Here is a 24,420-nt window from a genome sequence, read left to right on the forward strand (position 1 = left end):
TTCACATTGGGTGCGTTCTGGCAATCGAAGGTTGAGTGGACGGTGGAGATGTGGTCTGAATTCTCTGCGGTTTCACTGAGTTCGCTCCTGTCTGGCTGGTCTTATTGTGTCCCAATTCCGCTTCACGCTTGTGTTTCTCTACGTTGATCCATCTAAAACTCATTCCTGTGAATTGTTTCTGTAGCGGTTGATTTGCGATTAATGCAAACAACCTGTACATCTAGAAACTTCTTCCAATTGAAGTACTGTCGTAATAATGAGTTCACCATGGTGTAGAGTTAAGAAGCAACTTTGTTCTCAAGCAACTCGTCAACAATCAATCGGATGTGATTGAAAATTCGAATGACACCTCCGCTAATCACCTCGCTCATTCCAACTTAGATAGAATTTTCAAGATTGCCCTTCATCACATGATTGCTGGTTTCGTTTGAAATCATTCGAAACGCGTTTTTAGCCCTTATATCTCACAAACTGTTCCGCTAGGAGTTCCCCTTTGTTCGATACACTCTTGGACGAATTTGATGACGTAACCGTCCAAAGCACGGAAGCCGTGACAGGTAGTTTTCGCAAACTGCCTGTTGACGACAGCGATGATAATGACGCTGCCGTCGCCATGGCTTCCGCTGCAGATGGCGAAGTCCAACTCGAAAGTCCGGATGAACTGCTTGCTGGTGACGAAGCCGAGACGTGGTCCGATGACCCGGTTCGGATGTACTTGACCCAAATGGGCGAGATTCCACTGCTCACGCGAAAGCAAGAAATTGAGCTTGCCAAGCGCATCGAAGAAACTCGACGTCGATTCCGCACCAAACTGCTCGAAAACCATTACGTTCTTGTCGAAGCTTACAAGACACTCAAGAAGGTTTACCGCGGCCAATTGCCTTTCGACCGTACCGTTCAGGTTTCGGTGACCGACCATCTCGAGAAAGAGCAAATTGTGGGGCGTTTGCCTCATAATCTTCGGACGTTGCAAACATTGCTGCGTCGGAATCGTCACGATTGGAAAGTGTCGCTTAGCAAGGCGGCCTCGCAGCGTCGTCGCGTCGAAGCGTGGCGTTCGTTGGCGCGTCGTCGCCGTCGCGCGGTGCGTTTGATCGAAGAACTCGGTCTGCGTACTCAGCGAATCGAAACACGCATCGATCTGCTCGAAAAGTTCTCGCATCGGTTGTCCGAAATTGACGAGATGATCTCGGATCAGAAACGCACCAAACATGGGCGTGAAGTGCGAGACAAATTGCTTCATGAGCGACGTCAAATTTTGACCGCTTGCCAGGAAACACCAACCTCGCTTCGCAACCGGGTTGCGATGCTCAATAAGGTTTACGCAGAGTACCAACAAGCCAAACGCGAACTGAGCGAAGGTAACCTTCGTTTGGTCGTGTCGATCGCCAAAAAGTATCGCAACCGTGGTTTGTCCTTCTTGGATCTGATTCAAGAAGGTAACGCCGGTTTGATGCGAGCGGTCGACAAGTTCGAATACCGTCGTGGTTTCAAGTTCTGTACGTACGCGACTTGGTGGATTCGACAAGCGATCACGCGTGCGGTCGCAGACCAAAGCCGAACGATTCGTATTCCTGTTCACATGGTCGAAACGATGAGCCGCGTGCGGAACGTCGCTCGTCAATTGCTTCAGGAACTCGGACGTGAACCTACGATCGAGGAAACCGCACGTCGCGCCGACGTCACGGTCGAAGAGGCACGTCGTGTTTTGACGATGAGCCGTTTCCCGATTTCGTTGGATCGTCCCGTCGGTAATAGCGAAGACAGTCAATTTGGCGACCTGCTACCCGATGGAGCAGCAGAGAGCCCACAAATTGGGGCGACCCAGGAAATGCTGCGTGATCGCATCACAGGCGTCTTGAAGTCGTTGTCCTATCGTGAACGCGAAATCATCAAGTTGCGTTACGGACTTGGCGATGGTTACAGCTACACGCTCGAAGAGGTTGGTCACATCTTTAAGGTGACGCGAGAGCGGATTCGCCAAATTGAAGCCAAGGCGGTTCGCAAGCTTCAACAGCCAAGCCGGAGTCAAGATTTGGTCGGGTTCCTCGACTAGTCTCAACGTAATACGTTTGCATTAACAACTGATGGCGATGTGCTTGCTCAAGTACGTCGCCATTTTTTTTTGTAGATTGGGGCCATCGATCATTGCGTCCCCGAGGAGTTCAGAATCACGATGCCAAGCGTTCAGGAGTTGCTTCAGCAGGGTTGGCAGCGACATCAGTCCGGCCAGCTCGACGAGGCAATGCAAATCTATCGGCATGTGCTCGCTCATGCACCGCGGAATGCCGACGCGCTGGTGTATCTCGGGATCGCCTTTTTCGATCAGCGAGATTTTGAGCAATCTGTTGCTGCCTATCGCGATGCCCTGGCGATTCGTGCATCGTTCCCGATTGCTTGGAACAATCTCGGAAACTCATTGCGAATGCTGGGTCGGATTGACGAGGCGGAGCAAGCGTTGGCAACCGCACTGAAGCAGAAGCCGGGCTATCTCTCGGCGCTGAAGAATCGGGGGACGTTATGGATTTGGGCGGGGGAGATCGAGCGAGGGTTAAGGTGGTACGAAGAGGGGTTGGTCATCGATCCTCGGAACGCAGAGTTGCATCGAAATCTCGGCGTCATCAATCTGTTGTTGGGTAACGACGAAGTTGGCTGGCGCGAGTATCGTTGGCGCTGGGCGATGCCGGGAACGTATCGCCCCCAGGTGATGGCTCCGGTTTGGCAGGGCGAGGATTTAGGCGGAAAGTCGATCCTGTTGTATCCCGAGCAAGGGCGTGGGGATGCGATTCAGTTCGTTCGCGTTGCTGCGGTCTTGAAGCAATGCGGTGCCACTGTCTACGTCCAGTGCGCGGCCGAGATGATGCCGTTGATTGGATCCACCCCCGGCATCGAATTGTTGCTGCCCAGCGGTTCCGTGGTTCCCCCGATCGACTATCACGCATCGTTTCTCGACGTGGTTGACTTTTGGTATCAGCAAACAGGTGAGCTTGCCGTGGGCGCTGATCTTTTCGCGGAGAGTGCTGGCTACCTTTCCGCGAGCGGTGCCCAATGTGAGCGCTGGGCACAGTGGATGACGCAGCACGTCCCCCGTGGCGCCGGTTCCGCGCCGCGTCGCATTGGGATCAATTGGCAGGGCAATCCAGAGCATCATGCCGACGTTTATCGCAGCCTCTCGCTCGAATCGTTCAGACCGCTGACAACGCTCTCGGATTGCGCCCTTGTCAGTCTGCAGTTTGGGTATGGAACGGAGCAATTGAAGCGTTGTGATTTCGCAGATTCGATCGTGGGTTTACCGGCGGGGATCGATGCCACACAGGGGGCGTTTACCGATACCGCCGCGATTCTGAGGAACCTAGATGTGGTGGTGACTAGCGATACGGCGATCGCCCACTTGGCCGGCGCGTTGGGCGTCGAGGTGATCGTGATGTTAGGGAAGGTTCCCGATTGGCGTTGGCGCAATGTCGGGGAGCGAACGCCGTGGTATCCAAGTATGAAGCTGATGCGTCAAACCGAACTGGGGCAATGGTCAACGGTGATGGATCGCGTCGTGCAGCATTTGAGCGAAACGCGGTAGCCCGGAAATTGCATCGGACCGAGCAGAAATGTCTTAGCGGATTACTCAGCAACGTGTTAAGCATTTTAAATGCAGTGCGCAAACAAAATCACAGCCCGACGCGTTAGCGAGGGACCGAGTCAAGGGTGATCGTTCCCTCGCGTACGCTTCGGGTTATGGAATATTCGCGTTAGAGCCATTTGATAAATCATGTAGGATTCAAGCCGTAGCTGCGTTCGCAAGAACGCGGTCCACCGTCTAGCGAGTGGAGAGCTGATCGCGTCGGAGCAGCGTATGCCTTGTTCCGTAGACCTATTCCATAAAAAAACGCTCAAGAGGAGAAGCTCTTGAGCGTTTCGAGTTTCGCAGGATCAAGTTCGCCTAGGAATCGATTTCGACTCGTTCGCCCTGGGCGTCGCGGCAATCCATTTCGAGATGCTCGGGGAACAGGCCTTCGCTACCGAGAATCTGGACAGCCATCTTGCCGATGTCTTCGGCCTCCATCACATCGCGACGTTTTTTGTTGTTGAGGTATGCCGCAACTTCGTCGTTGACGCGGATTGTGACGCGCTCGATGTGAGTATTGCGGACGGCAAGGGCGAGCATGCGGATGACCTCGATCGACATGCTTTCGGCCGTTTTGACCAATCCGCGTCCTTGGCAACAAGGGCAATCGGTGTAGATGCTACGTTTGAGGCTCGGGCGAATTCGCTGGCGAGTCATCTCGATCAAGCCAAAGGGACTGGTTCGCAAGATCTTGGTTCGTGCTCGGTCGCTTGACATTGCATCGCGCAGGGCACGCTCGACCTTGCGGCGATAGCTTTCTTTTCGCATGTCAATGAAGTCATTGACGATCACGCCGCCGAGGTCACGCAAGCGGAGTTGGCGGGCAATTTCCTTGGCCGCAGCCATGTTGAGGCGGAACGCGTTTTCTTCGGCGGAGTCGTTGCCGCGGAAGCTGCCGCTGTTAACGTCAATCGCGACGAGTGCTTCGGTGGGGTCGATGACGATCGAACCTCCATCGGGCAATTGCACCGTGCGTTGATTGATCATCATGATTTCTTCTTCGAGCTTGTGCTTGTGGAACAGCGGTTCGCTGCCTTCGTAAAGCTTCAAGCGGTCGACCACTCGTGGCATGACCATCTTCAAGAATTCGCGTGCTTTCTCGTAAGACTCGGGTTCATCGATCAGGATCTGGTCGATTTCGTCGCAATAGATATCGCGGATCGTACGAATGATCAAGTCGCTCTCTTCGTAGAGCACGCCAGGTTCCGTTAGCGTTTTGACGCGACGAACAATGGCCTTCCAAAGTCGCAGCAAGTATTCCATATCACGCTGAAGTTCGATCTCGCTTCGCCCCGCACCGGCGGTTCGCACGATGAACCCAAGTCCCTTGGGTGGATTGAGCGAGAGTAAGCAGCGTTTGAGCCGTTTGCGATCGTCATCGTCTTCGATTTTGCGGCTGACCCCAACCCGGCAAAGTGCCGGCATCAAAACGAGGTAGCGACCGGGGATCGAAATGTAGGTGCTGAGGGTGGGCCCTTTGGTGCCGATGCCTTCTTTGATGACTTGCACGAGCACTTCGTCGCCACGACGGAAGATCTCTTGGATGGGCGGTTTGACGCGAGGGCGTCCCCCTTTGAATGCATGTTTGCGGCCGTGGCCGGAATCGCGAGCTCGCTTGGCTGCGGCTTCCGCCATCTCGTCCGATTCTCGCATTACCTCTTCGGGGTCGTAGCCACCTTGGCGAAAGTATTGAGGCTCGACATCGCTGATATGCAGGAAGCCGTTGCGGCCCACACCGAAGTCGACAAACGCGGCTTGAATGCTTGGTTCTAAGTTGACGATCTTGCCGCGATAGATGTTCCCAGCAAACGCTTCGACACTTTTCCGTTCGATGTACAACTCGTCGAGTCGGTCATCGGCTAACACTGCAATCCGACATTCTTCGGGTTGCAGTACGTTGATTAGCATTTCTTTCTTCATTAAAAGTCACCTTTCAGGTGGTTTTGTCAGCTGAGTGCAAACCAATCAGTTGCGTTCGCATGGACGCTGACATGGTTAGTATTCGGTTATTGTGTTGGTGCTGCGTGGGTCGCCGTGGCGACTTCGGCAGGGTGGTTTGAATGGAATTCGGTTTCCAGGATCACGTGCTCGCGGATCACCAGAGATCCGTTTTCGATCCAGTCATCGAACCCGAGCAAGTCCAGGACGTCGTGAGCCTTTAAGGATGCTGAATCGGATGCGGCAAGCGTTAGACGCAAGAGACCGTCGCACAATTTGAGCTCGGGGATTTGCTGGGCGACGTGGGCAACGAGTGTTTTGTTTTTGCGTTGGAACGAGACGGTGGTTTGGTTCCGTAGTTGCGTGATCGCGGTTTCGATGGAGCGAGTGTCCGCGTGCTCAGGCAGCGTGATGCTGAATTTACTTTCCTGTAATTGGCCTTTGCCAAATCCTTGGGGTAGACGGCTTACGCTGTTGATCGAGAGACCGGGTTGGTGGTCGTTTTCGAGTCGCTTGAGTAGTTCGCAAGGCGAAATGTTTTCCGCCAGCTCAAGTTCGACCACTTCGTCTAGACCTTCCACGCCGAGGGCCAGTGCCGAGGGGAAGCTGATCCGCGGTTTGGGATGGAATCCTTCCGTCATCGACAACTCAAGCATCGCACGTCGGGCAATTCGCTCCCAAAGGGCTGCTAGGTCTCGGTGGCTAATCCAGCGCAACAAGCCTGTTTTTTGAAAGCGAACGCGATACCGAATTCTCAACGGAGCCTGTTCCCTTGGCTCGGCGTTTGTCGATTTTTTTGGAGCGGGAGATTCAGTCACAATACGCATTCGGTTTCAGGGCGGGTCATCAATACGGGCGGCGAATCAATGAACGATCAACTCCGGGACGAGGTCGCTAAGCCGGTCTTGAAGGTAGAGATCGACATCGCGCGCCGAATCGAATGTCATCACGCGCTCGGCGATCTGGGTGCATTGTTTCAAAGTGACGCTGCGGATCGCCTTCTTCACGCGATGCAGCGATGACGGAGGGACGCTCAAGTTGCGAACGCCAAGACCGATCAGCAGTAATGCCCTCCCCGGATTGCTGCTCATCTCGCCACACACTGCGAGCGGCGTGTGGTTTGCATCGGCAATCTTGACGCTCGTGGCGATCAGCCGCAGGACCGCCGGGTCGCAGGACTGGTACAGGTCGGCGACATATTCGTTGCTGCGGTCCACCGCTAATGTGTATTGAGCGAGGTCGTTGGTGCCGATGCTTAGGAAGTCGATTTCCTTGACAAAGTGATCCAGCATGATGACGGCCGCGGGAACCTCAACCATCATGCCTACGGGAATGTCCGAGCGGTAAGGGATTCCCGATTCGCTGAGGTCTTCGGCGACAACGTTTAGTAGCATCCGAGCCTGACGCAGTTCCGCAATCGTCGTGATCAGCGGGAACATGACCCGCACATCGCCGTGTACGGCCGCGCGAAGTACAGCCCGAAGTTGAGGGCGGAAGAGATCCAGGTTTTTCAGGGACAGACGGATGCTGCGGAGCCCCAGGAATGGGTTGTGCTCTTGTTCGGCCAGCGGCCGGTGTCCCATCTTGTCCGCGCCTAGATCGAGTGTGCGGATGACGACCGGGCGGCCGTTCATCTCTCGGACGACTTGGCTGTAAGCTTCGTAGTGGTCTTCTTCGCTCGGTTCTTCGGAGCTTGAAAGGTAGAGGAACTCCGTTCGATAAAGGCCGATTCCGTCCGCACCACGTTCCAAGCAGGACTCGGTTTCGTACGGGAACTCGATGTTGGCGCTGAGTCCGATGCGTACCTTGTCCACCGTTTCGGTGGGTAGATCCTTTAGTTCGGCCAGTCGTGCCGAAAGCGATTCACGCTGCTGCAACCGCTCGGTGTATTGCAGGATCGTTGCTTCGTCGGGGTCGATGATCACGCGACCGCGGTCGCCATCGACGATCACGCACGCTGCGCTGCCTATGTTTTCCATGAACGGTCCAATGCCGACCACGGCGGGCAGTTCAAGTCCTTTGGCTACGATCGCAGTGTGCCCTCCGGGGCCGCCCGTTTCGGTGCAAAAACCATGCACGTAGCGGCGGTCAAGGCTGGCCGTTTCGCTGGGGGTCAAGGAGTGCGAAAGCACGATGACCGGCTCGGTCAACTCAGAGAGCGGTTGACGGGAGACCGCACCGAGTTGCAGTAGGAGTTGCTTTTCGATGTCGAGCACGTCTTCGGCGCGGTCGGCAAGCAACGGGTTGTCGAGTCGGCGTAGGGCGGCGGCGTAGTTGTGTAGCACACGGCTAACCGCATAGGCGGCCGCTTGGTGCTCCTCGCGGATGCGTCGCCCCAGTTCGGCATGCAGTCGCGGGTCGTGCAGCATTTGCAGTTGAGCAGCAAAAATATCGCCCGTGTTCACCCCGGCCACGGCCGACGTGTTCAAGCGATTCGTTTCCAGCAGCGCGGAGACTCCCTCCACGGCGGATTGTAGGCGCGTGAACTCGCTCTCCGCATCTTCTGCGGCAACGAGACACCTAGGGATTCTGTAGCCATCCGCGTCCAAGACGAGCGCAGGACCGATAGCCACGCCCGGTGAGACGGGAATGCCTTGTAGTTCGACCATCGTTGGCCGACGGATCGTTGACGAGACTCAAAGGGACGCTCGTGATGTCTTTTCGCGGAAGCTCCGCTTTTGCATCGTTGGTCAATCAGACGACCGGAGAGTCACTTGCAGTTTCGCAATACGATCCATCGTTATGTTCGGTTGAATTTGGGTTGATCAATTGAAGAGATCAAGCACTGTCCGCTCTAGGCTTGGGTTCGGGGTTCCGTTGGATTTTGTCCATCGGGTCCTGCCGCTCAAGCTTGAGGCATTGGCGTTGAGATGGTTTAAGGGTCTGCAACGGGCCTGACGTCTTCCTCGACTGTCTTTGCGGGTTCGTCGAATTTAGCTAGTTCGTCGAATCCGGCTTCGAATAGATCCGCAATCGCTTGAATCGCCGCTTCCGCATCCGGGCCATCGGCGCTGAGCGATAGCTCAGTGCCAGCGCTGGCGCCGAGCGTCAGCAGCGACAGGATGCTTTTGCAGTCGACTTGCTCGTTGCCCTTGCCGATCAAGATGACCGATTCAAACTGGCTAGCCAGTCGGACCAGCAGGTCTGCAGGGCGCGCGTGCAACCCTTGCGGGTTTTTGACGACAACGATTCGAGTAAATGGGGATGTGCTCATTAGCCAGATACGAACTGGTTGTCATCCGCTTCTTGCAGCAATTGACTGATGTCGTCTGGGGTTTTGCTTTGCTTTAGGAAGCGGCAAAAGTTTTCATCGCGAAGTTGGCGAGAAATGTTTTCCAGCGCTCGGAGGTGGTCGCCGGGGCGTTCTGGAGGGCTGATCAGCAAGAAAAAGAGCTGCACGCGTTCGCCATCGAGGGAGTCGAAATCGACCCCTTCAACGCTCACACCGACCGTGCCCACCAACTTTTGGACGCTAGGGTGTTTCGTGTGAGGAACCGCCACGCCACGTCCGATCCCGGTGCTACCGAGTTCTTCACGCTTCATGATCGCAGAAATGATGTCTTGTTGTTGGTCTGCGTCGATTTGGCCCGAATCCAGTAAGGACTGGACGAGTTCTTGGATGACCTCTTCCTTCGATACGGCCTTCAGGTCCGCACGAATGGCTTTGGTGCTGATAAAGTCTGCAAACTTCATGAGGATGTGATTCCTTTGTGAAATCAATTAGATAAATGTTTCAGGCAATCGAGGCGAATCATGGCGTTTTCAAACCAACCATGGTTGCCGATGCCGAGCGGTTGAAGCATAAGAAGACTGAAGCGGGCCGAGGAATTCGGTCAATTTCTCAGTCTTCGTCGGTGTCAACCGTTGTGTCGATGTGTTTGTGTCCCGTGGCGCGGTGCCCGGTTTTCTTCTCTTTGATTCTTCGCAGTTGTTGCTCCACCTTGGGAATCGCTGAATCCAACGCCGCGATCACGGTCGTGGCCTCAGCGGTCGCAACGCTTTCGTCAGCGTGTTCTGCAGAGACTCGGATTTCCACTCGGGGTTTGTCCAAGTTTTCTAAGTCGACGGTGACTTCGATCGCGTTAATTCGATCAAATAGTCTTCGCAGTTTTTCAGCTTTTTCAACGATAAGTTGCTGATCGCCTGGTTGAAGACTCCCGTGACGCGTCGAGACGCTAACCTGCATCGTGATGACTCTCCGTAAACGGTAGAAAAGTGGAAGTGCGGGGCTCAATCAAATGAGCGTGGGTGTTTGCTGACTAATATCTTACTGATCGTCACCCCGACCACAAACGATAAGCATACGCGAGAATTCGGAAAAAGAATAGCGATACTTTGCCGCTCGCAACGGCGAGGAGCATTTTTTTTCGCTCGCTCGCTGCCCCGGTGACAACTCGCTGCTTTCTGGTTACCCTAGCTAACGTAAATGATACCCGATTCGTTCCTCGCTACCCCTCATTTTTCACATGGCCCGAAAGGTCGTCAGTCGTAAAGCGAAAGCTGCAGAGGCAGAAGCTGCAGAAAAACTGGCTACGGCCAAGAAAAAAGCCAGTAAGAAAAAGGCTTCGACTCGGAAAAGCAAGAAAAAGCTGGCCGAAGACGTTCGCCTGAAACTCTACTGGGGCGTGTTCAGCCAGAATCTTAAACGCGTCGCGGTTTTCGAATTCGATCAGAAAGACGATGCCGAAAAGCGAGCGGTCGAGCTGAGCAAGGGGGGGAAATCGCCTCACTTCATTCAAAAAGTCAAAGAAGAAATCAAGTTCGAGTAGGTCGTTCTTGGACCACTGAACGGATTTCCAGGTGGAGTTCGCCGCTTGAATCGTCGCACGCCCGCTGAGTGGGAGCCGCAAGAGGCGGTCTGGCTCGCTTGGCCTCATAGCCTCGAAACTTGGCCCGGTCGGTTTGATCGGATGCCCCTATTCTTTGCGAACTGGGCTCGGCTGATGGCCGAAACGACCCCCGTGCGGATTCTTGTTCCTGAATCGCTGGCCAAAAGTGCTGCGCTCGTACTGCCGGGAAATCGTCGCATCGAATGGGTTGTCGCTCCCACCAATGATGCCTGGGTTCGTGACTATGGACCCACCTTTGTGCATGATGCCAGCCTCGGGGGGATGGTGGGAATCGATTGGCATTACAATGCATGGGGCGGAAAATATCCCCCTTGGGATGACGACGATGCGGCCGCGGCGCTGATGTGTAACGCGATCGGTATTCCACGAATTCGTAGCGAGTTGTGCCTCGAAGGGGGGGCAATCGAAACCGATGGCCGAGGACGGTTGCTGACCACGCCTGAATGTTTGATCACTGAAACGCGAAATCCAGGCTGGTCGAGCGAGAGGATCAGCGAAGAATTGTGCAAGCAAATGGGGGTGTCCGAGGTGGTCTGGCTCAGCGGCGGTGGCTTGGTGGGGGATGATACCGACGGGCATATTGATCAATTGGCTCGCTTTCTCGATCCTGAGAACATCGTGGTCGCAGTCTGTGACGACCCCAGTGACCCCAATCATGAGCCGCTTGAGGCAAATTATCGTCAGCTTTGTTTGTGGGGCAGTTCGACGGAGCCCCAGGTTCAAATCCATCGTTTGCCGATCCCCGCGCTGCGCGAAATTGATGGCCAACGAGTTCCCGAGAGCTATTGTAATTTTTTAATGTTGGGGCGTGAGCGATTGCTCGTTCCTAGCTTTGGTCAGCATCAAGCCGATGATCACGCTCGGTCGTTGTTGAGTGAATTGGCCGGAGGGGCGACCGTCGAGGCGATCGATTGCCAAGATTTGATTTGGGGCCTCGGGGCACTTCATTGTGCAAGTCGGGATCAGCCTAAGAGGCTCTAAGAGAGGCGATTGCGTAAGCTCGCTAGTCGCGTGCGGGGTTTCAGGAGTGCGAGGGTTCAGGGCTGCGAGGTTTCAGGAACGCAGTTTTCTTGCGGGAGCCGATTTTCCTGGTGCTGCGGCGGTCTCCGGCGGCGCGTTTACGATGCTTATGCGGTTTTGCAGCTACCTTCCCGTTTAGGCTTGACCCTCTCGGTTATCCGGGTCCTTCGTGAATGACGCCGCAAATTGCGACTCGAAATACCGGTTGCCTGAAAACTGCTCTTGTCACGAGGGGGTTGCTGCTTTTAGTGTGTTTCAGGAAAGGGTTGGCGGGATTCGCCATCCAGTACAGGAAAGCGAGCAATGTTCTTGAACCATCACCATCAAATAGCGAAGCAATCGAGCAGTTTTCTGCTGCTGGTCGCGTTGTTGGGAACGCTCGGTTGTAGCCAAAACCCTTACCTCGCAACTTCCGCGGGAAGTGTTTGGAATGGTTCTGGTGGAGTCGCGGCAGCCGTTGATCCCACCGAAGCGAGGCTTGCCGAGTTGAATCGACGTGTTCAGTTGCTGGACGATAACAACCGTCAACTCCACACCCAGCTCGCTCAGAGTGAACAACAGGCTTTGGTCTATCGAGACGAGCTTGATCTAGTTCGCCGTCAACTTTCCGATACCAGCTCGAAGCTGGAGTCAACGTCGATTGCCGCATCCGATGCCGAGAGTCGAGTGCGAGGGTTTCAGGCGTCGAGCCAGATGCGGGGTGGGGCTTCGATTCGGGCCAACACCGATTTGCTTCAAGCCGCCAGCAGGTTGAATCTTGGCGGAGTTCCGGTCGAGCAGAATGGCGATGTGATTCGCATTGTGGTCCCCGCGGACCAACTTTTTCAGCCAGGCACGTACCAGATGTTGCCGCAGGCATCGATGACACTCGATCCGATTGCGGCTCAGTTGCGGAGTTTGTTCCCGCGTCAACGGATTGGCATTGAAGGCTATACCGATGATTCGCCGCTGTACGGAGGCCAAGTTGCAACCAGTCATCAATTGGCCGCGGGGCAATCCGCCGCCGTGCTCGAATTGTTAACGCGTCGAGCGGGGATGCCGCCGAACCAGTTATTCACCGTGGCTCAGGGGGCCAATAATCCTCGCCAACCTAATACGACTGCGGCGGGGCGATCGGCAAATCGCCGAATCGAGCTCGTGATCTATCCCGACACGTTCTAGGTGACCCGCTAGCAGCGGAGGTCGTAGCTAAAGACTGCTGAATTGGGATGCAGCAGCGACCGGAAAAGTCAGCCTGTTTTCGGCGGGTACGATCATCGGAGACTCGTTTTCGGTTCGGCTGAGGCGGATCGCCCGCCATTTTGAGTCTTTTTGACAACGGTCGTGCTCTCGTGCGTCCAGTTCGCTAGCGGAGTGCAGGCGAGTGTAGTCACCGCCGCTTAATCGCTCTATCATGCGCTCATTCGCCTCACGCATGATTACTGGAGCTGTTTGACATGTTTACTCGAGTTCTTCTACTTGTTGTCGTTGTAGCCAGTCCTCTTTTTGCTTGGGCCGATGATCCTGCGGAGAGCGATCCGGTCGTCACGCCGGAGCAGCCATCGTCGGAGCAGCCATCGTCGGAGCAGCCATCGCCGGAGCAGAACGGCACGCCGCAGGATGCACCTGAGTTTGTGCTCCGCGATGACGTTCGCGATGTTCTGCAACCCTTTTTTGCCTCCATCGCTAATGCGGATGTGTCGCGAGTGACGGTGGAGATGTTGACCGAGTCGCTCGTGCAAGGCAAAGTCGTTGAGTCTCAGAAGGCGACTTATCAAATCGCTTCGAAGCATCCGAACAAGTTCACCATCTATCTAAAAGAAACCGAACAACGGACGCGGATTTACTGTGACGGCAAACAGATTGTCGTGGCGCTCTCTCCGGAGGCATACTTTCGCGTTGACGAATCGCTTGATTTGCAGGATGCCGTGGCGACGTTGCCGATTGCGATGGGGGCCTACCCCGAGCCGGTGATGGCGTTGTCGTTGGCCGGGGTCGATCCGTCGTTGAGTTTTTTGGGAGGAATGAAGTCGGTTGAAATCGTCAGCCGTGCCAAGTTCCGAGGACGCGTCCCCGCGATTCATGTTCATGGGGTCCAGAACGATGCGGTCAGTTGGGATTTGTGGCTAAGCGAAGAGGAGCCGACCAAACCTTTGCGGTTGCTTGTCGATTTGACTGCGATGCTGCGTGCGACCAAGCAAGTTCAAGTGCCACGAGATTTCAAGTATCAGATCCAATTTGACTTCCTTTCGTGGCGCATGACCGGAGAGGTCAATGATTCCTTGTTTGCGTATCGCCCGGCCGACGATGCCACCGAGTACAAGTCGCTAGCGGATTACATCGAATCGGTGGCGGGGGCGGTCGCGGTGCATCCGTTGCTAGGTGAGCCCGCGCCCGACTTCACGGGCGAGACGTTGGCGGGGAAGTCCGTCTCGCGGGATGCCGCGAAAGGCAAGGTCGTGGTGATGGACTTTTGGGCAACCTGGTGTGCACCCTGTACCGCAGCGACCCCTGTGATCACCGAAGTGACAGGCGAGTTCGCGGATAAAGAGGTTATCTTCCTGGCGGTGAATGTGGGGGAAGATGCGGGAGTCGTGAAGCGTTTTCTGGAGAAACAAAAGTTCGATTTGGATGTCGTGATGGATCCCAAGGGGAAAATTGCGGATTCGTTCCGCGCCGATGCGATCCCACAAACCGTTGTGATTGGAAAGTCGGGCATCATTGAATCCGTTCACATGGGGTTTCCCGGTGCGGATGAATTGAAGCAACGTCTCCGTGACGAGTTGAGCGTGTTGAGCGTCGGAGGCCGTATCGAGAGTGCTCGCCCGGAAGAGGGGGCCAAGGAGGACGTCGACGAGGGCGAGGACGCTGCCAAGGGCGAGGACGCTGCCAAGGGAGAGGGGGCGGAGGAAGAAGAGGGCCAGTCGCAGAATAAATAGGTTCTGCACTCCACTGCGGTTTAGAATCGGTGCCCCGTGAACTGATCGGGGAATACTGTTTTTTGCGACTTCCGGACGCTCTCGTCCGCACGTGCCGATCGTGCTTCGCAAGAAAATTCTTTTTTGGCTCACCGTGTTGACCAGACGTGTCATCGCTCCGGGTGATGCTGTCTTCCAACCTGTGATGACCCCGCTTGGAATGCCATTGGGGGCTTAGCTTGGACGCCCAGGCAGTCGCATGCGTGTGGGCTTCGACGGAACCACGGTCGGACGTCGGTCGAGCCAATGCTAGCGGTCATCATGGAAATCCTCGTTCGATGACTCTCTGAAGGAGCGTACTGATGACCGATTCGATTTTGGAACCTGTTTCGCAATCCCCGTCGCCGTCCCCGTCCCCGTCGCCGTTGCATCGGGGCGTCCCCGTGCCCTCCGAGGCCGTCTTCGTGAACTCCGAGGCAAGGTTTAGCCCCAATCGGCTAGACGGATTCTCGGTAGGGGTGCGTGGCGCGCTCAGAGCAATGTTTGCGGGGTGTGCGGTTCAATCGCGGCCTTACCAGCATCGTATCATTGAATCCGCGGTGCGTATGTTGGGGGGGACTTATCTCAAGCGTGACGGCCAACTTGCTGCGAAGGCATCGAGCGTGTTGATTGAAAGCCCCACCGGCAGTGGAAAAACGGTGATGGGGTTGGCGACCGCCGCGTTGATCCAACGTGTCACCGGGGCGCGTGTGGGATGGGTTGCCATGCGACGGAATTTGTTGGCGCAAGCCGAGGCCGAAAATCAAGCGCGCCGTTTCGGCGTGCGCATGCACATGATCAGCATGTTTGAAAAATCGCCTCCTGATGTTGATTTGCTGATTGTCGATGAGGCGCAGCATGATGCGGCAACCAGCATGGCTAATCTGCACAGTCAGATCCAACCGACGTGGACGCTCGGGCTCTCCGCGACACCCTATCGAAGCGATCGTATCAAACTCTGTTTTGATCAAGTCATTCGTGATGCCGGCATCGCGTCCTTGATTGCCGATGGGTATCTGAGTCCGTATCACCACTACACCATTCCCGAGTACACCCCCAACCGGATCGCAAAATTGTTGCTTCGCGATCCCCAGCGTTGGGGGCGATCGTTGGTCTTTTTTCATCGCCGAACCGAGTGTGATTTGTTGTACATGTTGTTACGCCAAGCCGGGGTGGCTTGTGAAGTTGTTACGGCAACAAGCAATCGTGAGCAACAAATCGAAGCCTTTGCCTCGGGGAAAACGCAGGTCTTGATCAACATGGCAATTCTGACCGAAGGTTTTGATTGTCCGGAGTTACAAACGGTGTTTTGTCGTCCCAGTGGAAAGGGGTGCACAATTCAAATGGCGGGGCGTGTATTGCGGCCCTGTCATCAAGTTCCCATCAAGCAAGTCGTCCAGTGCAATCGGACGCCGCATCCAATACTTCGCACCGCCCCGGCAGCCGAACAGTATTTGTGGACCCATGAAGGATGGCGAAGCATTCGCCCCAATCGGATGCTGGACCAGATGACCGCGATTGCTCGCAATCGTGTGGCCGAAGCGGAGGTTTCTCTCCCCAAGCTTGTGGCAATGCATCGCAGTAAAGCCACACGTTCATGGTTTTCACGCGTTCAATAGATCGCGTGACCTTTCTTCTTTTGTTCGCTTCTCGTCCACCGGAGTATGCTCGCGATGTCTTCTGTTATCACCCCACCTCAAATGCAGTCCTCAAAAGTTAGGCCCCGTTTTAGCTACGGGCTCGCCACCGTCTCCGATTTGAAGGTTCGTCAGGTCGAGCGTACCGAAAAGGGACGCGTGATGCTTCGCAATCTTGAGATTGATGGTCGCTTGGTGACTGCCTCGCGGCGGTTTTGGCGTTCCTTCTTTACCCGCTTTGGAATTGCCGAAAACGTGTTCCGATACTTTTCGCCCGAGGAAGTGTTTTCGCGGATCAGTCAGCAGAACTCGGATGATGCGTTCCGTTTTTGCATTGCGGAGCATGCTGGCGGGGAACGGGAAACCGAAGGCCACTTGTTGGCCGTTACCAACGTCAAACGTCCCGTGATACGTTATCACGAGATCGCTGAGTTGGTGGAGCGTTACGGCGGCCAGGATGTTCGCTACCACGAGGGGCTTGTGATTAGCACGCATGAGCCGCGCGGCGGTTCGCGTTCGCTGCAGATCGGCGGAGACCAATTTCACGATCGCTTTTGTTTAGAGACACCGGTCGATGGTTATGGGCACCCGCGACTATTCTTGTCGATGTTGAGACTGGTGTGTCAGAACGGCATGATTGGTTACGCCAAGGCCTTTCGGAGCGATATTCCGGTGGGTAAGCAAATGAATTACTGCATCGCGCGAGCGTTGGAGTCGTTTGACAACGGCGATGGCTACGCGGCGATTCGCCAACGGTTTGAATCGAGTCAGAATTCATGGGCATCGGTGCATGAGTGCTTGCAGCTTGGCGCCGTCTTAGACAAGGCAAAACGAGAGCAACAGCTGACATGTGATGGGTTGATGGGCCGTTTTCGCAACTTGGCTGGAGATCTAAGTGAGTTGTATGGCTTAGCCAATCTCGAAGCGCTGAGTGATAAGCGTCGCCGGATTTTGCCCAGCAAGGCGCGTGTCTACGACCTGATCAATTTTGCCAGCGAGGTGGCAACGCATCACGCGCTGCCCGAAGGAGCCAAGCGGCTTCAGGCCCACATTGGGTCGCTGATTTCCGATGAATACGACCTGGAGGGAACCGCCCAGGGAGCGCCCGATTTTGATGCTTTCTTTATCGAGGACGCGAGCGCGGGGGTGCGTCAAAGCTTGAACTAAGGATGCCTGGTCCCCTCTGGATTGCCGTGGTTGACTCGATGTTGATCAGGGGGGGGCAGGATAGCTTTATTTATTTCGCTTTTTATTGCTGGCTTGAGCGAGGCTTTTGTCGCCGTTATCTCGGTTCTGAGCGGTGAACGGTCGCCGTTGGCTTGGTTGGCATGCATCTTAAAGATTCCTTCATCATTCCCGCGCTGAAAAGCAACACTCACTCGCTTTAATTCCGCTCGTTGGTGTTGAAATATTGAATCAGTCTTGATCAAGGAATTTTTGAATGTGCGTTAGGCAGAATGAAGGCCAAGTTACCCAGGCCCGCTCACGGTCTGGTTTCACGCTTGTGGAATTGCTGGTGGTGATCGCCATCATTGGTGTGCTGGTGGGGTTGTTGTTGCCCGCCGTCCAAGCGGCTCGCGAAGCGGCTCGGCGGATGCAGTGCCAAAACAATATGAAACAATTTGGCTTGGCGATGCACAATCATATGTCCGCTTTTGGAGCATTCCCTCCGGGGAACGTTAACTACGACGAATCGAGTAACCGTTACAAAACCGGTGGTTGGCAACACGGACAAAACGAATTGGGATGGCATTGGTTGCCGATGTTATTTCCCTACATGGAACAGCCCGCGATGTGGGAATTGGTCCAAAGTTGTGAAGAGGATAAAGCATTCTCTCATGAACAAAATCCTTGTGATCACTGTGAAGCTTTAGCTTCGACGAATCATCTCGGTCGCGAGCAACTTGGTGCGTTCGCTCAGTGTCCTTCGGCTCCCGTAGTGACCGGTCAATTCTCGGACGGCAGCTATGGTCTCGAGGCGCTCGCCAAAGGCAATAACTATGCCGTCAGCTGGGGCTCCGGCGACATGTTGTCATGGGAGAGTCGAGAAACACGCGGTGCGTTTGGAACCTTTTGGACCACTCAAGAAAAGATTATCCCACAGCCGAGTGTCGCGGGGGATCGTTTCCAAAATCGCAATGGGATGAAAAGCCGAGACTTCCTCGACGGGCTGAGCAATACCATGGCGATGAGTGAAATCATTGCTGCGGAGTCAACGACCGATATTCGCGGCGTTTGGATGTCGCCCGCCATGGGAGGAACGATCTTCAGCGCATTCCAAAGTCCAAACTCGGACGAGAAGGATATTTTGGCCGCTTGTGGTAGCGATATCCCCGACGATAACTCGATGCCACGCTTGGCATGTGAAGAAGAGCGAGACACCGCGGCGATCTATGCCGCAGCGAGAAGCTATCACACCGGTGGAGTGAATGTCTTGATGGCCGATGGGGGAGTCCGCTTTGTCAGCGACTCGGTCGACAACCTCAATATATGGAGACCGATGAGTACGGCCCAAGGTGGTGAAGTGATTCAGGAATAGAAAGGGAACCGAAGGGAGGACGCGGTGACACGTTGCCGCGTTCTTGCACTTTCTTTGCTCATATCGAAACGGTGACCCACTGCCCTCGCTGCGATTGAATGTGGGGGCTTTTTAGTCCGCCTTCGTTGCGGAAAAACTACCTAGCTATTGGATTGAATAATGAAGTTGAAACGTTTGTTGGTGATCGCTCTGTCGTTGTGGCTGGTTCCGCTAGTTGGTTGTGGAGGCTCCGCTACCGTCAAGTTGACCGAAGAGCAGAACGCCTTTGCCAGCGTTGAAGGGTTGGGCGATCTTGCCGGTGATGATGCCATGTTTGCCAGTGCGTTTGTTGCCGGGGCCGCTCCTGAAAATCGTAAAGATTACGGAGAGCGAGGGTACCAGGTTGCTGGAGTGCCAACGTTTGACGGAGATAGTGTGACAGTTCCCGTCAAGATCTTTGGTGGAGTTTATTCGACATCGTCCCGAGATGGACGTCGCAGTAAAGCGAGTTCCGTTACCGAAACCGAGCAACTGTGGACGTTGCAGCGAGTCGATGGCCATTGGAAGCTCAAAGACGCTCCGCTTGGCTAGACGCTCCGCTTGGCTAAACGCTGATAAACAAAGGGGGGCGGTCCGTTCGGCCCGCCCCCCCCTGAGCACACAATCTGCTGGAGAACATTTCGATCAATCACGTTTCCCTTTCCTCGAGTCGAGCTTCTGTGAAGAGCATTCGTGTTCGCGCCTTGCTGGGATGGGGCGCGTTGGTGTTTGCGGGTATCGCCGCGGGTTTGTTGTGGATGGTGATTGATGCGTTTCAAGCTACCGTCGTGACCGCGGAGGCAATGCCCGGTATGAATCCTTCGGCGGAAAGTCCAACGGATGTTTCGCGACGTTTTTCCAGCAACTTACCGCCTCAGCTGCAGCAGGCGGTGGCGGGATGGAATCAGTTGATTTCAGCAAATTTCGCGGGCGATCAAGCGTGTGCCGAGTGTCATGAAAAAGAATTCCAGGCCCATCGTCGCTCGGGACACTCTCGCACGTTGACCCCGATTGATGAGTCGTCGTTGGCAAGCAAACTTGTCGAGTTGGGCCGTTATCAAGACCCACAGCGTGACCAGGTCTTTGAATTCTCACGGGCCAAAGACCCGTTGTTGGTTCGAGAGGTCACGAATGCCGCCGGCGTTGCGGTTCCCGTGACCTGGTTACTCGGTTCGGGAACGCACGCACAGACTCCGATCGCGGTCGACGAAAGGACGCAGAGCGGGGTGGAGTTGCGGTGGTCCTATTTTTCCTCGAATGATCAGCTGGGATTGACCCCAGATCATGAGCGTTTTGACAATTTTGCGTCGGGGACGATTGAATGTTTTGGGCGTCCAATGGATGCCGCCGACATTCGAGCGTGTTTGGGGTGCCACAGTACGCTGACGCCGCCACCATCGTTGCCGATCATGAAATCCTGGGTGGTTGCTAATGTGGGTTGTGAGCGTTGTCACGGGCCCCGGAAGAAACACGTCGAGCTCGCTCATCTCGGGCACGCTGAGGAAGCCAAACCGATGCTGCAATATGAAACCGCCGAGGCCTACATGGATGCTTGTAGCACTTGTCATCGCGATGAGTCTTCGGTCAAACCCGACGCAACGCCTAACGAATTGGTGCGTTTTCAACCGTATGGCATCAAACGCAGTCGCTGCTATCTAGAGTCTCCCGACAAAATGACCTGTTCCACCTGCCACGACCCGCACGATACCGTGTCGCACAATCGTGTCGTCTCGATTGATCAATGCAAACAATGTCATGGACATGCATCGTCGAGCGAGTGTTCGCATCAGCCTGTGGGTGATTGTATTGAGTGCCACATGCCGGCGGTCGAGTGGACGGCAGGGATCTCGTTTCACGATCACTGGATTCGGATCCCCGATGAGATCCCGGGCGAGTTCCGCGGCGTCGATTCCGCCGGCAGCCTCACTGCGAGCGATTCGCCGCACAATGACGGTGGGGAGTGATTGGATGATTGTTTCTCAACCCCAGCATCAATCACGTTCGACGGTACCCGCAGATGTGGACGAACGTGATCGCATGCCGAACACGGTCGACGTGGCGGAGCAAGTACGCCGTCGCGAGGCTTCGCCCTCGGTGCCGCGACGCACTCCGGTTGCGGCAGGATTTCTGTTCTCGCCCGCGATCGATTTGTTCTTTGTCGCCAACGCGTTTTGGCCGTTATTGTTGTTGGTCGACCGCTTGGGCGGGATTGCGACGCATCAAAGTTTGCTGTTTTGGCAAATCTATTTTGTGACCGCACCGCATCGCTGGATTACCCTGATTTTGGTCACGGTCGACCACCATAAAGGAATCGATCGACGTCGGCAATTTCTTGCGTTTGGCACCGCGATTCTGATCGCATGTCTCTGTTTAAAAATGGGCACCGGATCGCTGTTGTGTTTAGGCGTGATCGATTACATCTGGAACGCGTGGCATTTCGCGTCCCAGCATCACGGTGTGTTTCGCATTTATCAACGCAAATCTAAAGCGTCCACACCATCAAGTTCACCGGGGACATTCGGTTCGGTTGCGACGAAGCCCTTGGCACCGTCGCTCGAGAAAGCGGTGTTTCGTTGCTTCATGCTCTACGTGATCGCTCGCGTTGCCGGTTGGGGATGGAGTGAAGGTCCCTTCGACGGCTTTCAATGGGTTTCGTCGGTGGATTGGTTTGTCTTGTTGATTCCGGTGGCGTTTGTGGGGCGACAGTGTTATCAGTATGCCGTGACCGCTAAGGCGTCGTTGGCCAGTGTGGCCTATTTAACGAGTGTGATGACGTTGTTCGCGTCCCTTTTATTGGCTTCACATTATGAAAACAACCAATGGGTGGTTCAGCTAGCACTGGCCTCGGCGGTCTTTCATTCATTGGAATACATGTCGATCGTCACGTGGTCGATGAACGGGACGCGGTCTCCGGGCAACTCGAATGCGTTGGCGCGACTCTCCAAGATGTGGTTGCTGTTCTTGGTCATCTTTGTGGTCGTGATTGGACTGGGGAATTACCTGCTTTCGCGAGGCTATTTTGAATTGTGGGTATTCGTCAACATTGTGGTCGCATTTTGGCATTACTGTTTTGACGGCATGATTTGGAAGTCGCGTAAACCGTCACCGACTGCTTCCCCTTCAGCGGCGATCGCATCATGACACCCTCACCGTTTACGTTTCGTCCGGTCTGGCTCGTCCATTTTGGGATGACGATCGGAGCTGTGGTGATCTCTAGCATGCTGCTTGCCTCGGACGGTGTCGTGCAAGTGTTTGGACGTTGGGACGTGGTCGGCTGTGCCTTTTTGGCGGCGCTACCACTGGCGTTATGGGTGGCCCAGTCGTTTTGTGAACTTGCTCGTTGGCAGAAACTGGTCATCGCATTGGGGGGGATCGTCACCGCAATGGCGATTGCGGTGTTTGCCGCGTCGATCACTCAGCTTCCTGACCAAAGTGTCGTCACGCTGACGGTGTGCCGTGCCTCGATCGCAATCGTTGTGATGTTGTCCGTGGTGTTGATGGGGGCGGCCGTGATGACACCGCCCCGCTCACCCGTGTTGGTGAAGCAAGCGTGGCTGTCCGCTGCAATGCTCGGTGTATTGGCGTTGTTGGTTCCCGCGGCCTATGTGGATGCGGTTGCCGATGGGATCCGTATTGATCTCGAACGATCACTCGAAACGCGCCGTTTTGCCTTGGCGAATCAGCAAGCATCGCAGTTCGCCCAGTTGAATCCGGGTGGAACGGTCCATCAGAAATCGGTGCGAATGGTTCAGCAGGAGCTCTCAGCGATCGTGGCAAAGCTCAAGGCAGACGTGCGGCGGCCGATCGCTGCCGAAGCGTCGGTGGCTGCGTTGGGGAGTCGAATCACGGTGCTGATGCACTTGGATCGAAACCAGGAAGCGTTGCGGCTACTCGAGCCTTTGACTCATGGCGAGCGTTTCGAGCCGATCAGTCTGGATTATAAGGGGCTGTGCTACCAGAGACTGCAGCAGATGTCGGCGAGTTTAGAGGCGTACCAGGCGGCGGTGGCGTATTGGGAATCGCAACCCGCGAGCGACACGAAGCAATCAAGCCTCGCGAGTGCATGGAAGGGGATTGGGTTTGCCGCCAGACGACTGGATCAGCGAACGTTGGAGGAACAAGCGTATCGCGAGTTAGTCGAAGTCGCCCCGTCCGCGGAGAATCATTTGTTGTTAGCACAGTGTTACCGCGAGCATCAAAAGACACGCTTGGCGGCGGAGCATTCAACGATGGCGATGCAGTTAAATCCTGCCCTGCAATCGCAATCCGAATCGATTTTGTCGTCGATGTCGATGGATCATTTTGGATGTCTGCAAATCCCGCGTCGCTAGCGAACGCGTCAGGGTGTCATTTTTCTAAGCCCGACGTTTTCTAAGCCCGGCGTTTTCTAAGCCCGACGCTCACAGATGAAGACCCATCGTGGCCGGTGGGGATGCATGACCCTCTAGGCGTGATGGCGGACGCTCCCTATCAATGTCCATCACTGTGGTGTTCACGATCACCCTGGTGGTCTGATGCCGGCGAAATCAATGCCCGTCTTGCGTGAGAAGTATCACAGACAACGTCGGTCGCCCCGGCTTCAATGGTTCAAAAGGCTTGGGCGTTCCAACTCATCTCAAGGAGGCGTGTGTATGTTAATGTTGAAGCTAAAGCGTGGTGAAACGTGTGATGTCGTCGACGGTATCGAGATCGCGGTTGATCGGGTCGTTCCAGCGGAGGTGCGGTTGGTTCTGACGGTCACCGACGCGATGCATCCCGAGCGTGCTACGTCGACGTTGATGGGGGTTCGGTGCCAAGGGGTTTGTCACTGGTACTATCCTCTCGGGGGGCCACGTGCTTTAGTTCTGCGTTGTAAAACGGGGCAAAGTATTTCGTTTTCCGACGGGACAGAAATTCGACTGCTCAATGCGGTTAACGGTTGTGTCACCGTTCGGCTGGATCGACCGACACGGGAGCAAGCGAGAGAAACACCGTTGGTTTTTGGAGCGTTTTGTGTTGTAGGGCAGGGCGAAATGCAGGATGCGGAATTCGCTGCTTGTTAAAAACAAATTGCAAAACATGACAGAGCACGTGCCTTGGGTAGGGCTCGGCGGGTGGTGAGACCGTTCACCGTTCTTGAAATGATGACGAAGAAATGGCTGTGGGGTAAAATGCGGTGGCTGGCTCGCTCTTATCAAGGGAATCACCCGTGACAAACGATGGCATATTTATAGCCGTGGATTGACACGGCGAGAGACCTGCGGGGCGGGCGGGATCGAGACACGAAGGGTTTGCATTGTTTGCAACACTTTCTCAGGGGCCACATAACCATCCATGCGAGCCACCAAACGCCGATCGGGAGTGAAGATCAGCGTGGCGGGATAGCCGCTAATCTGCATTGATTTGATCAAATTGCGATGTTGATCGTCAGTTAGCTTTAGCGGCACATACTCCGATGCGATCGCCCTCGCCACCGTTGGGTTTCGCCAGACATCGCGATCCATCTTTTTGCAATAGTGACACCAAGATGCGCCCACCGATACGATGATCATTCGTTTCGATTGGTTTGCCCACTGAACCGCTTGCTCGGGCGAGTGTGTCCACTGAACATCCTGGGCGGACGCGGATTGAAACTGGCAGGCGAAAATGACTAGCAGCAGCACGATGGAAGTCTTTAGCTTATCAACATGGCTCATAGGGATTCCTTTGGCGATCTCTTCTTGTTGTTCAGGAAGGGCGACGACTTGTTGCAAGTCAAAACTGAAAAATCGCCCAGTGATGCAAGAAGAGGATCGTCTAATGGACAAGTCGAGTCAGTATGTTGGCTCACACGATGAATCAGAACCGCAGAGATTTTTTAGTGAGCTGTGCTCTGGGGGAAGCC

Annotated in this window: 21 protein-coding genes; 14 read left to right on the top strand and 7 right to left on the bottom strand. The window is 55.0% G+C overall.

The genetic code is table 11. The annotated features are described in order from the left end of the window. The first annotated feature begins 493 nt into the window (after nt 1-493). The gene (locus Pla52o_RS20380) at nt 494-2,056 is read left to right on the top strand and encodes a sigma-70 family RNA polymerase sigma factor (RefSeq protein ID WP_146596478.1); all 1,563 of its coding nucleotides are present in this window, start codon (nt 494-496) and stop codon (nt 2,054-2,056) included. Nucleotides 2,057-2,176: 120 nt separating this feature from the next. Then, a complete protein-coding gene (locus tag Pla52o_RS20385; protein WP_146596479.1) occupies nt 2,177-3,574 on the top strand; it encodes a tetratricopeptide repeat protein in 1,398 nt (465 codons plus the stop codon). Between the two features lie 360 nt (nt 3,575-3,934). On the opposite strand, the gene Pla52o_RS20390 is transcribed toward Pla52o_RS20385, so the two are convergent. The 6 genes from Pla52o_RS20390 to hpf all read right to left on the bottom strand — a co-directional run bounded on the left by Pla52o_RS20390 (nt 3,935) and on the right by hpf (nt 9,743). Beyond that, on the bottom strand, nt 3,935-5,539 hold the full coding sequence (locus Pla52o_RS20390; protein WP_146596480.1) for an Rne/Rng family ribonuclease: 1,605 nt from the start codon (nt 5,537-5,539) through the stop codon (nt 3,935-3,937). An 86-nt stretch (nt 5,540-5,625) separates the two neighbouring features. Beyond that, nucleotides 5,626-6,315 carry a TIGR03936 family radical SAM-associated protein gene (locus Pla52o_RS20395; RefSeq protein ID WP_231612504.1) on the bottom strand — a complete coding sequence of 230 codons (690 nt, stop codon included), beginning with the start codon at nt 6,313-6,315 and terminating at the stop codon, nt 5,626-5,628. Between the two features lie 105 nt (nt 6,316-6,420). Further along, a complete protein-coding gene (ptsP, locus tag Pla52o_RS20400; RefSeq protein WP_197169397.1) occupies nt 6,421-8,166 on the bottom strand; it encodes a phosphoenolpyruvate--protein phosphotransferase in 1,746 nt (581 codons plus the stop codon). A 266-nt stretch (nt 8,167-8,432) separates the two neighbouring features. After that, on the bottom strand, nt 8,433-8,771 hold the full coding sequence (locus tag Pla52o_RS20405) for an HPr family phosphocarrier protein (RefSeq protein WP_146596483.1): 339 nt from the start codon (nt 8,769-8,771) through the stop codon (nt 8,433-8,435). Then, nucleotides 8,771-9,250 carry a PTS sugar transporter subunit IIA gene (locus tag Pla52o_RS20410; protein ID WP_146596484.1) on the bottom strand — a complete coding sequence of 160 codons (480 nt, stop codon included), beginning with the start codon at nt 9,248-9,250 and terminating at the stop codon, nt 8,771-8,773. The genes Pla52o_RS20405 and Pla52o_RS20410 overlap by 1 nt, the downstream gene beginning before the upstream one ends. Nucleotides 9,251-9,398: 148 nt before the next feature. Further along, nucleotides 9,399-9,743: a ribosome hibernation-promoting factor, HPF/YfiA family gene (gene hpf / locus Pla52o_RS20415; RefSeq protein WP_146596485.1), complete on the bottom strand. Its 345-nt coding sequence runs from the start codon at nt 9,741-9,743 to the stop codon at nt 9,399-9,401. Nucleotides 9,744-10,023: 280 nt separating this feature from the next. On the opposite strand from hpf, the gene Pla52o_RS20420 reads away from it, so the two are divergent. The 12 genes from Pla52o_RS20420 (at nt 10,024) to Pla52o_RS20475 (ending at nt 23,599) form a co-directional block, all read left to right on the top strand. Beyond that, nucleotides 10,024-10,326 carry a hypothetical protein gene (locus Pla52o_RS20420; protein ID WP_146596486.1) on the top strand — a complete coding sequence of 101 codons (303 nt, stop codon included), beginning with the start codon at nt 10,024-10,026 and terminating at the stop codon, nt 10,324-10,326. A gap of 45 nt (nt 10,327-10,371) precedes the next feature. Continuing rightward, nucleotides 10,372-11,388: an agmatine deiminase family protein gene (locus Pla52o_RS20425; protein WP_146596487.1), complete on the top strand. Its 1,017-nt coding sequence runs from the start codon at nt 10,372-10,374 to the stop codon at nt 11,386-11,388. Between the two features lie 342 nt (nt 11,389-11,730). Then, the gene (locus tag Pla52o_RS20430; RefSeq protein WP_146596488.1) at nt 11,731-12,588 is read left to right on the top strand and encodes an OmpA/MotB family protein; all 858 of its coding nucleotides are present in this window, start codon (nt 11,731-11,733) and stop codon (nt 12,586-12,588) included. A gap of 275 nt (nt 12,589-12,863) precedes the next feature. After that, nucleotides 12,864-14,345 (top strand): redoxin domain-containing protein, encoded by a 1,482-nt coding sequence (locus Pla52o_RS20435; RefSeq protein ID WP_146596489.1) that lies wholly within the window; start codon nt 12,864-12,866, stop codon nt 14,343-14,345. Between the two features lie 341 nt (nt 14,346-14,686). Then, on the top strand, nt 14,687-15,982 hold the full coding sequence (locus Pla52o_RS20440; protein ID WP_231612505.1) for a DEAD/DEAH box helicase: 1,296 nt from the start codon (nt 14,687-14,689) through the stop codon (nt 15,980-15,982). 81 nt (nt 15,983-16,063) lie between these two features. Next, complete coding sequence (locus Pla52o_RS20445) at nt 16,064-17,167, top strand: DUF932 domain-containing protein (RefSeq protein WP_231612506.1); 1,104 nt, start codon at nt 16,064-16,066, stop codon at nt 17,165-17,167. A gap of 274 nt (nt 17,168-17,441) precedes the next feature. After that, on the top strand, nt 17,442-18,539 hold the full coding sequence (locus tag Pla52o_RS20450; protein WP_146596491.1) for a DUF1559 family PulG-like putative transporter: 1,098 nt from the start codon (nt 17,442-17,444) through the stop codon (nt 18,537-18,539). A 159-nt stretch (nt 18,540-18,698) separates the two neighbouring features. Beyond that, nucleotides 18,699-19,109: a hypothetical protein gene (locus Pla52o_RS20455; RefSeq protein WP_146596492.1), complete on the top strand. Its 411-nt coding sequence runs from the start codon at nt 18,699-18,701 to the stop codon at nt 19,107-19,109. Nucleotides 19,110-19,237: 128 nt separating this feature from the next. Beyond that, entirely contained in the window at nt 19,238-20,521 is a 1,284-nt protein-coding gene (locus Pla52o_RS20460) for a multiheme c-type cytochrome (RefSeq protein ID WP_231612507.1), read from the top strand. 4 nt (nt 20,522-20,525) lie between these two features. Further along, the gene (locus Pla52o_RS20465; RefSeq protein ID WP_231612508.1) at nt 20,526-21,698 is read left to right on the top strand and encodes a hypothetical protein; all 1,173 of its coding nucleotides are present in this window, start codon (nt 20,526-20,528) and stop codon (nt 21,696-21,698) included. Beyond that, nucleotides 21,695-22,888, top strand: a complete 1,194-nt coding sequence (locus tag Pla52o_RS20470) for a tetratricopeptide repeat protein (RefSeq protein WP_146596493.1) — start codon at nt 21,695-21,697, stop codon at nt 22,886-22,888. Before Pla52o_RS20465 ends, Pla52o_RS20470 begins: the two co-directional genes overlap by 4 nt. 300 nt (nt 22,889-23,188) lie before the next feature. Beyond that, the gene (locus Pla52o_RS20475) at nt 23,189-23,599 is read left to right on the top strand and encodes a hypothetical protein (protein ID WP_146596494.1); all 411 of its coding nucleotides are present in this window, start codon (nt 23,189-23,191) and stop codon (nt 23,597-23,599) included. Between the two features lie 165 nt (nt 23,600-23,764). Here Pla52o_RS20475 and Pla52o_RS20480 read toward each other — a convergent pair whose 3' ends face one another. Beyond that, complete coding sequence (locus Pla52o_RS20480) at nt 23,765-24,232, bottom strand: thioredoxin family protein (protein WP_146596495.1); 468 nt, start codon at nt 24,230-24,232, stop codon at nt 23,765-23,767. Nucleotides 24,233-24,420: the final 188 nt, after the last annotated feature.

Source organism: Novipirellula galeiformis, from assembly GCF_007860095.1.
Lineage (GTDB): Bacteria > Planctomycetota > Planctomycetia > Pirellulales > Pirellulaceae > Novipirellula > Novipirellula galeiformis.